General features: G+C 71.9%; 10 protein-coding genes and 1 pseudogene. 7 read left to right on the top strand and 4 right to left on the bottom strand.

What is annotated here, in order from left to right; translation table 11 throughout:
* Nucleotides 1-40: 40 nt before the first annotated feature.
* Both ACIBSV_RS09260 and ACIBSV_RS09255 read right to left on the bottom strand, forming a co-directional pair.
* Entirely contained in the window at nt 41-562 is a 522-nt protein-coding gene (locus tag ACIBSV_RS09260) for a GNAT family N-acetyltransferase (RefSeq protein WP_395860853.1), read from the bottom strand.
* Nucleotides 563-705: 143 nt separating this feature from the next.
* Complete coding sequence (locus ACIBSV_RS09255; RefSeq protein ID WP_395860994.1) at nt 706-1,278, bottom strand: hypothetical protein; 573 nt, start codon at nt 1,276-1,278, stop codon at nt 706-708.
* Between ACIBSV_RS09255 and ACIBSV_RS09250 the strand changes: the two are divergent.
* The 3 genes and pseudogenes from ACIBSV_RS09250 to ACIBSV_RS09240 all read left to right on the top strand — a co-directional run bounded on the left by ACIBSV_RS09250 (nt 1,183) and on the right by ACIBSV_RS09240 (nt 3,868).
* Nucleotides 1,183-1,696 (top strand): annotated as a pseudogene (locus tag ACIBSV_RS09250) (alpha/beta hydrolase fold domain-containing protein). The gene ACIBSV_RS09255 and the pseudogene ACIBSV_RS09250 overlap by 96 nt on opposite strands.
* Nucleotides 1,697-2,074: 378 nt before the next feature.
* Nucleotides 2,075-2,524: a phospholipase gene (locus ACIBSV_RS09245; RefSeq protein ID WP_395860851.1), complete on the top strand. Its 450-nt coding sequence runs from the start codon at nt 2,075-2,077 to the stop codon at nt 2,522-2,524.
* Between the two features lie 723 nt (nt 2,525-3,247).
* The gene (locus ACIBSV_RS09240; protein WP_395860849.1) at nt 3,248-3,868 is read left to right on the top strand and encodes an HdeD family acid-resistance protein; all 621 of its coding nucleotides are present in this window, start codon (nt 3,248-3,250) and stop codon (nt 3,866-3,868) included.
* A 17-nt stretch (nt 3,869-3,885) separates the two neighbouring features.
* Here the strand turns inward: ACIBSV_RS09240 and ACIBSV_RS09235 are convergent, their stop codons facing one another.
* Nucleotides 3,886-4,431 (bottom strand): cupin domain-containing protein, encoded by a 546-nt coding sequence (locus tag ACIBSV_RS09235; protein ID WP_395860846.1) that lies wholly within the window; start codon nt 4,429-4,431, stop codon nt 3,886-3,888.
* A gap of 1,161 nt (nt 4,432-5,592) precedes the next feature.
* On the bottom strand, nt 5,593-7,014 hold the full coding sequence (locus tag ACIBSV_RS09230) for an amidohydrolase (RefSeq protein WP_395860844.1): 1,422 nt from the start codon (nt 7,012-7,014) through the stop codon (nt 5,593-5,595).
* Nucleotides 7,015-7,105: 91 nt separating this feature from the next.
* Here ACIBSV_RS09230 and ACIBSV_RS09225 point away from each other — a divergent pair, with 91 nt between their 5' ends.
* The 4 genes from ACIBSV_RS09225 to ACIBSV_RS09210 all read left to right on the top strand — a co-directional run bounded on the left by ACIBSV_RS09225 (nt 7,106) and on the right by ACIBSV_RS09210 (nt 12,008).
* A complete protein-coding gene (locus ACIBSV_RS09225; RefSeq protein WP_395860842.1) occupies nt 7,106-8,056 on the top strand; it encodes an alpha/beta hydrolase fold domain-containing protein in 951 nt (316 codons plus the stop codon).
* The gene (locus ACIBSV_RS09220) at nt 8,053-8,832 is read left to right on the top strand and encodes an ABC transporter ATP-binding protein (RefSeq protein ID WP_395860840.1); all 780 of its coding nucleotides are present in this window, start codon (nt 8,053-8,055) and stop codon (nt 8,830-8,832) included. Before ACIBSV_RS09225 ends, ACIBSV_RS09220 begins: the two co-directional genes overlap by 4 nt.
* Nucleotides 8,829-10,679 carry a branched-chain amino acid ABC transporter ATP-binding protein/permease gene (locus ACIBSV_RS09215; protein WP_395860838.1) on the top strand — a complete coding sequence of 617 codons (1,851 nt, stop codon included), beginning with the start codon at nt 8,829-8,831 and terminating at the stop codon, nt 10,677-10,679. The genes ACIBSV_RS09220 and ACIBSV_RS09215 overlap by 4 nt, the downstream gene beginning before the upstream one ends.
* A 159-nt stretch (nt 10,680-10,838) precedes the next feature.
* A complete protein-coding gene (locus ACIBSV_RS09210; RefSeq protein WP_395860836.1) occupies nt 10,839-12,008 on the top strand; it encodes an ABC transporter substrate-binding protein in 1,170 nt (389 codons plus the stop codon).

Below are 12,008 nucleotides of genomic sequence, written 5' to 3'. Positions count from 1 at the left end.
GGTCGGCGGCGGCGGATGGCGCCGCCGCCGACCCGATCGACTACGGCTGCTGCCGGTTCGGTTCCGGTGCCGTGGCGCGGAAGCGGGCGGTTGACGCGTCGCCGCTCCAGCGCCGCAACCCGGCCTTCTCCAGTACGCGGACCGAGGCCGGGTTCGACAGTTCGACGTCGGCGTACACGGTGTCCACCTGTGGTGAGGTCAACGCGTACGCGACCAGGGCCCGAGTGGCCTCGGAGGCGTAGCCTCGGCCGCGCCGGGAGGCGACGACGCCGTAACCGATCTCCAGAGCGCCGTCGTTCGGCGGCCAGAGCAGGCTGATGCTGCCGACCACGAGCCCGGTGGTTCGCTCGACGATCTGACGGTGCCCGTACAGCCGCGGTACATCCGACTGTTCGGCGATGACGCCGGCGATCACCTGATCGCCCTCGGCGGGGAAGTCCTCCGCCCAGTCCGCCGACCGCGCGTCACCGAGAACGGCGGTGATCTCGTCGGCGGACCACGGCCGCAGGACGAGGCGATCGGTGGTCAGGTCCATACCTGCGGGAAAAGAAGATGAAGACACGCGACACTCCTGGTCGTTCGGGACGACCGGGCCGACTACGACGAGCGCGCGACCCGGACAAGGGCATGACGAATAAGCTCCGAGCGGGCCATATTCATCAACCTCCCTTGTCGCGGCGGCGATCACGCACCTCACGTGTCCCGTCAACGGTACCGCCTCGGGTGGACGGGGTGTCCCCGGGGGTGCGGCCCAGCCGTTCTCCGGTGCCCGGTGCCCGGTGCCGGGTGCCGGGTGCCGGGTGCCGTCGGGTCGTGGCTCGTCTTCGAGCAGCCGCCAGGTGGCGAGGGCGAGGCCGGCGGGTTCGGTGAGTGTGATGCCCAGGACGCCGCCGATCTGTTCAGGCGACGGGAGACGCTGCTGTCGTGCAGGCGCAGTATCTCGGCCGCACGGCGGAGCGAGCCGGTGGCGCAATAGACCTCCAGGGTCTCCAGGTCGTCCGGGTTGCGTGCCAGGCGGGCGATGGCGGCCACCTCGACGTTGCCGCGCGCGGCGTCCCGCGGGATCTCCGCGAGGAGGGCCAACGCGCCGAGTTCGTCGTATCGCACGATGGGCTCGCGCGCGGTGGTGAAGCGCAGCGCGGCACGGGCCTGATGCCAGGACCGGTCCGGTCGGTCGGCGCGATCGAGCACGACGCCGAACCGGGCACCGACGCCGATCACATCGCGGTTGGCGGCACCAGCGCCGGCGCGGGCATCACGGCGGCCGTCGCGCTGCAAGCGCGGGACGAACAGGGGCCGCCGATCCGCTTCCCACTGCTCTGCCGGCCCAGTTTGGACGACCGGATGACCACGGTGTCGGCGCGGACGTTCACCGGCACACCGCGGATGGACCGCGACAACATCGCCGACTCGTGGCGGCACTACCTCGGTTCGGTGCAACCCCACGTGGTACGCGGCTGCCGCGCGTGCCCACGACCTGTCCGGCCCGCCGCCCGCCTACGTCGCCACGGCCGAGCTCGATCCGGTCCGCGACGGCATCGGCTACGCGATGCGCCCCTCGGAGGCGGGCGTATCGGTCGAACTGCACCAATGGGCGGGCACGTTCCACGGATCGCGGGCCATTCTCACCGCCGATGTGTCCCAGCGCCGGATCGTCGAGGTCACCGCGGTGTTGCGCCGGGCGATGGCGGCGTAGCGCGGCGACGGGGCGGGTGCGGGCGCGGACCCGGGCGCGTTGCGGGCCGGTGGAGCGGGCGGGTCACGGGGACGCCCGGCCGATGCGGAGCCGCGTCGAGGCCGGTTGCGCGCGTGGATGCGACGCAACGTGTCGCCGACGTGGATCGTGGCGAACGGGAGACCCGAGGCGGATGAATTCTCGATTGTGGACGGCCGGATTGTGGACGGCCGGCTCCTTCGTGCTGTGGGATGGTCTTCGCCCTCCGCTCGCCCACCGTTGTCCGGCCCGTCTTTCCGGACCGCGATGGGGAGTTCGAGGGTTCGAGCTCGGAGTTCGGCTGCACACCCCTGTCCCCGACGTCCCATCGAGGGAGCGTCGGCAATCTGGAGGTATTCGATGCGTCGGCTGACCACAGTCCTTGCCGCCACCGCGACGGCGGTCGTTGCCGGAGTCGGTGTGACCACACCGGCCCAGGCCGCCCCGGCGGACAAGCCGCAGGTCTTGTCCAGTTGGACCCAGACGAGCGTGAACAGCTACAACGCCTGGAACTCGGCGCGGCAGAACCAGGGATCCTGGTCGGCCTACGGCTTCGACTGGTCCACAGACTACTGCTCCAGTTCGCCTGATAACCCGTTCGGCTTCCCGTTCCAGAACTCCTGCGCCCGGCACGACTTCGGATACCGCAATTACAAGGCGGCGGGCACGTTCGCGGCGAACAAGGCGCGGGTGGACAGCGCCTTCTACGAGGACCTCAAGCGCGTGTGTGCCCCCTACGGCGCGGTGACCCGGGCCACCTGCAACGGCACGGCGTGGACGTACTACCAGGCGGTCAAGCTTCTGGGTTGACGCGCGTCGACCCCGGCACGCGGCCCCGTCGTCGAGGGGCCGCGGTGTCGGGGTGGTCCCGGCGAACCCAGCGTGATCAGCCGTGATCCCGCTGTCGTGAACCACACGTTCGAGGGCGCGGTTGTCACCTGATCGGGTGGCGCGTGCGCCGGACGGCCTCGGCTGGTGGCCCTCCCGAACTATCAAGGGGGCATGGATGACAAGTCGAGGTTGACGACGACGCGCCCGAGTGGGTCGTGCGCGGGGTCGTATGGATGTGCCCCCGTGTCGGCGCGAGTGTGGTCGATCGGCATGGGCGCGACGCCGGTGTTCGATTCGCTGGTCCGGGAATGGGCTCGTACCACTCGCCAACTGCCGCAAGCGGCACCCAGGTTCTCGTGTCCGGCCTGTCGCTTACCGCATCCCCCGGCGCCGTAGGCCGGCAGGCGATGGGCGGGCCGATGCGTGATCGTGCCGCCGCGAGTCCCGGACGCGCCGGGCAGCCGCCCGTGGTGTGGAGCCTGCGGTGTGGAGCCCGGCCGGTTCCGGGGTGAAGGCGAGGTCGGAGGGCGGCCGGCGCGTGCCCGTCCCGGAGCGGGTGTGCCGCCGAGGCCGTGCGCTCCTTTCCCCCACGGGCGGGCGTTCTCGTGGCGTGCGTGCGACGGTGGATGGGAGTGGGCGGGGGACTGCTTGCCGGATCCAGGTGGGTGCGGACGTCGAACGCCGGGAGGAACGATGTCTCCGATGTCGCGTGGTCTTCGGTCCCGGTCGCCGGGATCCGGGTGGGGGTCGGTCGGCCCGCCGCGGGTACTGCTCGTGCTCGCGGTCGCCTCGGTGGTCCTCGGCGTGGTGGTGCTGGCCTGGCCGACCCAGACGGTGCGGGTGGTCGCGATCCTGTTCGGGTTGTACCTGCTGGTCAGTGGCCTGATCCAGGTGGTTTTGGGGGCCGGAGGGCTGTTCTCGGGCGGCATGCGGGCGGTGCTGATCGTCAGCGGTCTGGTGTCGGTGGTGTTCGGTGTCCTGTGTCTGGGCGGGGGCTCGCGCTCGGTCACCGTGCTGGCGATCTGGATCGGCATCGGCTGGCTCGTCCGGGGCCTGGCCGAACTCGCGGGTGGTGTCGTGCACAAGAGCCTGCCGGGCCGTGGCTGGGTGATCTTCTTCGGATGCGTGGACATCGCCGCGGGCATCGTCCTGATCGCCGCCCCCGTGTCCAGCACGACGGTGCTGGCCGTGCTCGCCGGAATCACCCTGATCGTCCTGGGGCTGATCGGCGCGGTGACCGCGTTCGGCCTCGGTCGAGGTCCGGCGAGTGGAGGTACGACGTGGCATGCGGGGGCGACCCGGGGAACCTCACGGCGGCTCTGAACGCGGCTGGACGAGGGTCACGTCGGCGGGTTGTCGAGGCGGGGGTGCAGGCCGGGAAGGTTGACCACGATGGCATCCTGGGTGCTGCGGGCGATCACGACCACGGCTTCGGAGTCCGGGTCGGGGTTCTCCTCGCGGTGGGGCACGAAGGGTGGGACGAAGATGTAGTCGCCGGGGCCCGTTCGCAGGCGCACTTCGCGGGGTTCGCCGGAGGAGTCGTCGGCGAAGACGAAGACCGGGTGGCCGCTGATCACGTGGATCGCGGTCTCGGATTCGCCGTGGTGGTGATTGCCGGAGGCGGTGGCCGGGGCGACGTGGGTCTGGCCCATCCACAACTTCTCGGCGCCGACGGATCGGCCGCTGATGGCGGCGAAGCGGCGCATGCCGTCGGTTTGTGTGGTGTCGGCGTCGAGCGCGTCGGCGCGAATGTGGTGGATGCGCAGTCGCGGTGACCCGGGCTCGGCGGCGGGACGGTCGGGCAGGTGCGGATGGAAGCCGGTGCCGGCGACGGTTTGCCCGTCGGCGGATGGGGAGGACGGCGGCGGAGTGTGCGCTGAGGTCATGGCACGTCCTTGGCGGTAGGCGGTCTCGGGGTGGATCGGCCCGGAACTCGCACCGGGCACGGGGCGAGGGGCCGGCCGGCGGCACCCGCGGATCGGCCTTCGGGCGCCTCGCCCGGCGACGAGGGCCTGCGGCCGACCGGGAGCAGTGACGATGACGGCCTGCGACCGACACCGACCGGGAGCGGCGGCGACCGGTGCGGGTGGGGCTGTGCGGTACAGGTGCGCGCACGACCGGACATGACCCGATGCTAGCGCCGACCCCGGACCGCTCACCGATCCCCGCGCCCCCGGACACGGCTGCGTTCCCGACGCCGCTGGGCCGCCGGATCGCCCCCCGCCGCGCCGCCGGATCGCCGCGTCCGGACACGGTTACGCTCCTGACGCCGTTGCGCTGCCGGACTGCCGGACTGCCGGACTGCCGGACTGCCGGACCGTCCCATTTCGTCGCGGCGCCCCCGAGGCGACGGCGCTGCGGGATCGCTGCGCTGCCGGATCGCCGTGCCACCGACATGACTGCGTTCCCGACGCCGCTGGGCCGCCGGATCGCCCTCGCCGCGTCGCCGGATCGCCGCGTCCCGACACGGTCTCGCTCCCGACGCTGTTGCGCCGCCGGACCGCCGGACCGCCGGACCGCCGGATCGTCCCATTTCGTCGCGGCGCCCCCGAGGCGACGGCGCTGCGGGATCGCTGCGCTGCTGGATCGCCTGTGCCACCGACGTGGCTGCGTTCTCGACGCCGCTGGGCTGCCGGATCGCCCCCTGAGGCGACGGCGCTGGCGGATTGCCGTGCCTCGGCCGTGGCTGCGTCTCTGATGCCGCTGTGCCGCCGGATCGCCCCGCCACGCCCTGAGATGACTGCGTTGCGGGATCGCCGCGTTGCCGGACGTCGGATCGCCGCGTCCCCGACATCCCCGTGTCCGGAGCGCCGCGTCCTCGACACGGCTGCGCTGCCGGAGCGCCGCGTTGCCGACACCGCCGCCCACCGACACCGCCTCGCCGCCACCCCGCGCCCGTCACTTTGCTGCCGCCTTCCGCCGCGCCGCTGCCCCCGGACCGTCCCGCCGGCCTGCCGCACGGCATCGTCGCGCCGTCGCTGGGCTGCGCGTTCGTTGCCGGGGCGGGACGCGGTGTCGGCGTTTCGTCGGAGTGGGGTGTGGGCTGGTCAGGGGCGTTCGTGCACCACGCGGCCGTCGACGATGGTGAGGGTGATCGGGATCTCGGGTAGGGCGGTGACCTCGGATTCCAGGGGGTCGTCGGCGAGGACGCACAGGTCGGCGGCCTTGCCCGGTTCGAGCGAGCCCTTCCAGGACTCGGCACCGTCCTGGCGAGCGGGCGTGGTGGTGTACGCGCGCAACGCCTCGCGCAGGGCCAGGCGTTGCGCGGGGCCGCAGACGGTGCCGTCGACGCCGGTCCGGGTGACCGCGGCGACCACCCCGCGGCGCCAGTCGGGGGTCAGTACCGGGGAGTCCGAGCTGAGGCACACGTCGATGCCCGCGTCGAGCGCGTCGCGGGTGGGGCACATGCGGGCGAGGACCTGCGGGCTCAGCGTGTCGTGGAGCAGGTTGCGGGTGGCCACCGCGATGCCGGGCTGGGTGTTCAGGCCGATGCCGGCCGCCGCCATCTCGGCCAGCGTCGTGGGATGCAGCAGGTCGCCGTGGATGAGGTAATGCCGGGCGGCCGGGCGGGGATCGCGAGCGAGCGCCGCCCGCAGCGCGGAGACGACCGCGGCGGAGCTGCGGTCGCCGGTGGAGTGCACGCCGATCTGGTGTCCGGCCGCGTGCGCGATGTCGATCATCTCGGTGAGCCGCTGCCGGCGTCGTTCGGCCGAGTCGCCGTCGATCAGCAGCGAACCGTGTGACCCGTCGGGGTACGGCTCGCACACCCAGGCGCTGCGCATCGGCGGGATGCCGTCCGCGAAGATCTTCACCCCGGCCACCCGGAACCAGCCCGGCACGTCGGCCGGGGCGGCGAACTCGCGCAGTCCGGTGGCGAAGGCGTCCGCCGAACCGGGGCCGTCCAGTTCGCCGAAGAGCAACAGCGCCGTGACGCGCGCGGTGAGCCGCCCGTGCGCGGCCAGTTCCGCGTAGTCGGTGAGCGCGGCGGAGCCGAAGCACCCGGTCGCGCCGGCGTCCTCGCCCGGACCCAGGCCCGGTTCGGTGTAGCTGGTCACGCCCAGCGTGGCCAGCAGGTCGTGGGTGCGCACGATGGCGTCCCGGCGCTCGGCCGCGGTGCGCAGGGCGGGTGTGGGCGCGGGCGTGCCCGCGTGCGGCCCCGGCGCGCCCGCGTCCGCGCCGCCGGTGAGTTGCTCCATCAGGAAGCGCGGCCACATCGCGCCGAGCCAGACACCGTGCAGGTGGGAGTCGTTGATCCCGGGCAGGACCGCGTGGTCGCGCAGGCGGATCACCCGGGTGTCGCGGCCGATCAGTGGGGCCACTTCGGTGTCGTCGCCGACCCGGGCGACGCGGCCCCCGGTGACCGCGACGGCGGTCGCGATCCGGTCCCGCGCGTCGAACGTGTGGACGCGTCCTCCGGTGAGGACCAGGTCCGCCGGACCGGTGGCGTCCCACGATTCGCGGTTGCGCACTTTATTTCCTCCTGGGATCTGGACAGGTCCTCTGGGAGCCCATACCGTACACGCAATCAGATACGATTTGCGAGTCGATTGGGAGGCAACGGTGCCCCTGCATCCGGAGGCCCAAAAGATCATCGAGCGCACTCGGATCGGCGAATCCGGACCGGCCCCCCTTGCCCTGGACGCCCGGGCCATGCGTGCCGGCTTCGCCCGCACCTGGTCGATGCCGGAGCGACTGCCGACCGTGGGATCGGTCCGCGACGCCACCGTCCCCGGACCCGCCGGAGACATCCCGGTCCGGATCTACGCTCCCGAAGGCCCCGGCCCCTTCCCGGTCCTGGTCTGGTTCCACGGCGGCGGCTGGACCATCGGGTGTCTCGACGAGAACGAGTACGCCTGCCGGGCCGTGTGCGCCGGCGCCGAGACCGCGGTGGTCTCGGTCGACTATCGCCTCGCGCCGGAGAATCCGTATCCGGCCGCCGCCGACGACTGCTACGCGGTGGTGGCGTGGCTGCGCGAAAACGGCGAGCGATGGGCGGTGGACGGTACGCGGATCGCGGTCGGCGGGGAGAGCGCGGGCGGCAATCTGGCCGCCGTGGTCGCGCTGAAGAGCCGCGACCTGGGCGGCCCGCCGATCGCACTCCAGGTGCTCGTGTCGCCGGTGGTGGGGCACCCCGACGACGGGCGGCCCTCCTATCGGGAATTCGCCGACGGCTACTTCCTGTCCAAGGCGAGCATGGACTGGTTCTTCACCCAGTACCCACGCGACGCCGCCGACCTTGCCGACCCGTACCTGCTGCCGATCCGTGCCGACGACCTCTCCGCGCTGCCGCCCGCGCTGGTGCTGGGCGCGGAGTACGACGTGCTCCGGGACGAAGGCGAGGACTACGCGCGGGCGTTGAACGACGCCGGCACCACGGCCACCGCGGTGCGCTTCGACGGGCTCATCCACGGCTTCTTCGGACTGCTCGCCACCGACCTCGGCGACGCCGAACAGGCGCACGAACTGGTCGTCGGGGCACTGCGGGACGCGTTCGCGGGGAAGGCGCGGTGAGCGCCCCGGCCGTCCTGCGGCTACGCGACGTGAGCATCGACCGGGACGAGATCCCGGTGGTGCGCGACGTCACGCTGGATGTGGCCCCCGGCGCGGTCACCGTGCTCCTGGGCGCCAACGGTGCGGGCAAGACCACCCTGATGGACGGCATCGCCGGCCTGGTGCGCACCACCACCGGCAGCATCGAACTCGACGACCGCCCCGTGCACAGGCTGCCCGTGCACAAGCGCGCCCGGGCCGGCATCGGCTACGTCGAACAGGCCCGCACCATCTTCCGCACCCTCACCGTCGAACAGAACCTGCTGGTCGCCCGCGCCGGCGGCGGCGACCCGGACACCGTCTACCGGCTCTTCCCCGAACTGGTCCGACGCCGCACCCTGCAGGCCGGCCATCTCTCCGGCGGCGAACAGCAGATGCTCGTGCTCGGCCGCGCCCTGGTCACCGATCCCAAGGTGGTCCTCGTCGACGAGATGTCGCTCGGACTCGCGCCCATGGTGGTGCACCGGCTGATGCGCGTGGTCGGCGAACTCGCGGGTGCGGGACTGGCCGTCCTGCTGATCGAACAGTTCGCCAACCTCGCCCTCGACGTCGGCACACACTCCTACGTGCTGCGCAAGGGCCGCATCGTGCACGACGGACCCTGCGCGGAACTGCGCGGCCGGGCCGAACTCCTGCACGAGTACTACTTCGGCTCGACCACGACGCCGACCACCGACCCGGCCGAGCAGGTCCCGGCCGGCTCCCTCGACAGCCGGATCGGCGGTGCCGCCCGATGAAGCCCGACGCCCGCACGGGGGCCGCCCGCCGCCCGCTCGCCGACGCGACACCCACCGCCATGGACCTGCTCGACAAGCGCGGCGCGGCCGTTGCGATCGTGCTCGCGGTCGCGGCCTGCGTGGCGATACCCAACATCCTGTCGCCCTACTGGCTCTACCTCGCCATCACCAGCGTGATCAGCGCCGTGATCATGCAGAGCTACGGCGTGATCGTCGGCCGCGCCGGCGTCATGTCGTTGTGCCAACTCTCCTTCGCGGCGATCGGCGCCTGGGTGGTGATGCGGCTCAACGTGGCCGACGCACCGGGCGGGCTGCTCGTCTGGCTGGTCCTCGGCGGCCTGGCCGCCGCACCGGTGGGCATGCTGATCGGTCTGCCCGCCCTGCGCGTTCGCGGCGTCAACCTCGCCGTGATCACCTTCGGCGCGGCGGTGTCCACCGACATCGTGCTGGGCGCCAAGCAGTTCCCCGGCACCGAGGAACTCGAGACGGTCGCCCGCCCGGCCGCCTTCGCCACCAACGCGAACTACTTCGTCCTGGTCGTCATCGTCTTCACCGTGATCGCGCTCGCCCTCGCCGTTCTCGACCGGACCCGACTCGGCCGTTCCTGGCTCGAACTGCGGCACTCCGAACGGCTGGCCGCCTCGCACGGCATCTCGGTGGCCCGCAGCAAACTCGCCGCGTTCGCGATCAGCGCGTTCATCGCCGGGATCGGCGGCGGCCTGATGGCCGGTCAACTCGGCCTGGTCGTCTCCGGCAACTTCGCCATGGGCCAATCCGTCACGCTCTTCGCGATCGCCATCCTGATCGGTCCGCATCACCCCGAAGGGGCTCTGATGAGTGGGGTGTTCGGCGCGACCATGGCCACCCTCCTGGAGAAGGTCAAGCTGCCCCAGGACCTGGGCGGGATCATCTTCGGCATCGTGCCGATCCTCGCGCTGCGCAGCGGGATGAGCCAGACCGACTTCACCCGCAACCGCAAACGCCTGGCCAAGGCCCGCAAGGTCGCCGACGCCGATCCCACGCACGACCACGAACGTGCCGACGCGGCCCCACCACCCGAGCGCACCGTCGGCGCGCCCGCCCGACCCATGGGCACCGAACCCGCCCTGGACGTCTCGGGCCTGACGGTCCGTTACGGCCCGGTCACCGCCCTGGACGCGGTCGACCTCACCGTCCCCGCCGGCGCCGTGGTGGGCCTGATCGGCCCCAACGGCGCGGGCAAGTCCACCTTCATCTCGGCGGTCGGCGGCTTCCTCGGCCGCACGCCCGGCTCGGTCCGCCTGGACGGGGCGCCCATCGACCGACTCGCCCCGCAGGTACGCGCCGCCAAGGGCCTGCGCCGCACCTTCCAAACCACTTTGATCGCCCCGGAGTTGACCCAGTACGAATACCTCGACATCGGGGCGGGGCGGCGGTTGGGCCGGGCCGAGGCCGACGAACTCCTGGAGTTCTTCGGCTGCCCCGTCGGCGACCTGCCCATCTCGATCGTCGACGCGGGCACCCGCCGCCTGCTCGACGTGGCCGCGGCGATCGCCGCGCGGCCGGCGGTGGCCCTGCTGGACGAGCCGGCCGCGGGCCAGTCCGCCGCAGAATCGCTGCGCCTGGGGGCTCGACTCGCCCAGGTGCCCGAGCGCTACGGCGTGGCCGTCCTGCTGGTCGAGCACGACATGGAACTGGTACGCGTGGCCTGCCGCGAGGTCACCGTCCTGGACTTCGGCAAAGTGATCGCGAGCGGCCGCACCGAGGACGTCCTGCGCGATCCGGCGGTGCTCGCCGCCTACCTCGGCGGCGCGGACACCCCCGACGGCGCGGCCCCCCCGACCGCGATCGTCACCCCCACCGGCTGACTCGCGGGCCGACCACCGGCCCGTCCACCGGCCGACCCGCTCCGACCCGCCCGCACCACCCCCGCGTCGCGCGCTCGCCTTCGCGCCGATCCGGGTTCCCCCGGCATGCCTTCGATCGGATCGACTCCGTACCGATCCACCATGACAAGGACGTTCCCCATGAAGCGTTCCCTCGTGAGCCGGTTGGCCGTGACCGCCGCGCTCGCCCTGGCCGCGACCGCGTGTGCCGGCGACGGCAGCGACGGCGGCTCCACCAGCGGCGCCATCAAGGTCGGCTCGATCAACGGGATCACCGGGCTGTTCCAGACCCCGGAGGTCCCGCAGGCGGTCAAGGCCGTCTTCGACGAGGTCAACGCGGCCGGCGGGATCAACGGCCGCAAGCTGGAGCTGATCAGCAAGGACGACGCGATGAACCCGCAACGTTCCACCGAGAACGAGGTGGAACTCGTGCAGTCCAAGGGCGTGGTCGCGCTGGTCGGCTCCTCCAGCGCGGTCGACTGCGGCGTCAACCGCGCCGCGTACAAGAGCGCGAGGATCGTCTCCATCCCGGCCGTCGGGGTCGACCCCGCGTGCTTCAACAGCCCCGACATCGCGCCGGTCAACCCCGGACCGTTCAAGCTGCTCACCGCGATGCTCTACTACGCCTCCGAGACGCTGCACCACGACAAGGTCTGCCTCTACTACACCACCCTGCCCGGCAGCGGCGGCGGGATCAGCGACGCGATCAAGGAGTGGAGCGACCTCACCGGCAAACAACTGGCCGCCAAGGACACCGCCGTCGGCGAGGGCGACCCCACGCCGCACCTGATCGCCGCCAAACAGGCGGGCTGTCAGGCCGTGTTGTACAACGCACAGGTCGGCCCGTGGTTCGCCCAGGCGCAGACCCAGGGCATGAACAACGTCGACTTCATCATGGGCGCGAACAGCTACACCGACGCCAACGCCAAGCTGGTGCCCTCGGGCATGCGGGCCTATGTCGGCACCGAATGGCAGCCGTACACCGACGTGACCCTGCCCGGCAACGGACGCTGGGCGCAACTGATGGACAAACACGGCATCCAGCGCACCGCGTTCAGCCAGGGCGCGGTGATGTCCGCCGACGTGTTCGTCCAGGTGCTCAAGGGCATCAAGGGCGACATCACCCGCAAGTCGGTCACCGAGGCGTTCAAGAAGATGAGCCCGATCGACTACCCGATGGTCGGCTCCCCGTGGGTCTTCGGCCCCGACGACAAGCACAACCCGGTCCAGGGCAGCCGCTTCGTCAAGGCCGTCGACGGCAAGTGGCAGGTGCTGCCCGAGGGCTTCGTCGTGCCCACCAGGAAGAAGTAG

The organism is Embleya sp. NPDC050154 (genome assembly GCF_044460165.1).
Classification (GTDB): Bacteria; Actinomycetota; Actinomycetes; order Streptomycetales; family Streptomycetaceae; genus Embleya.
The sequence above is the reverse complement of the archived record's forward strand: the minus strand, read 5'-3'. Positions and strand labels throughout refer to the sequence as shown.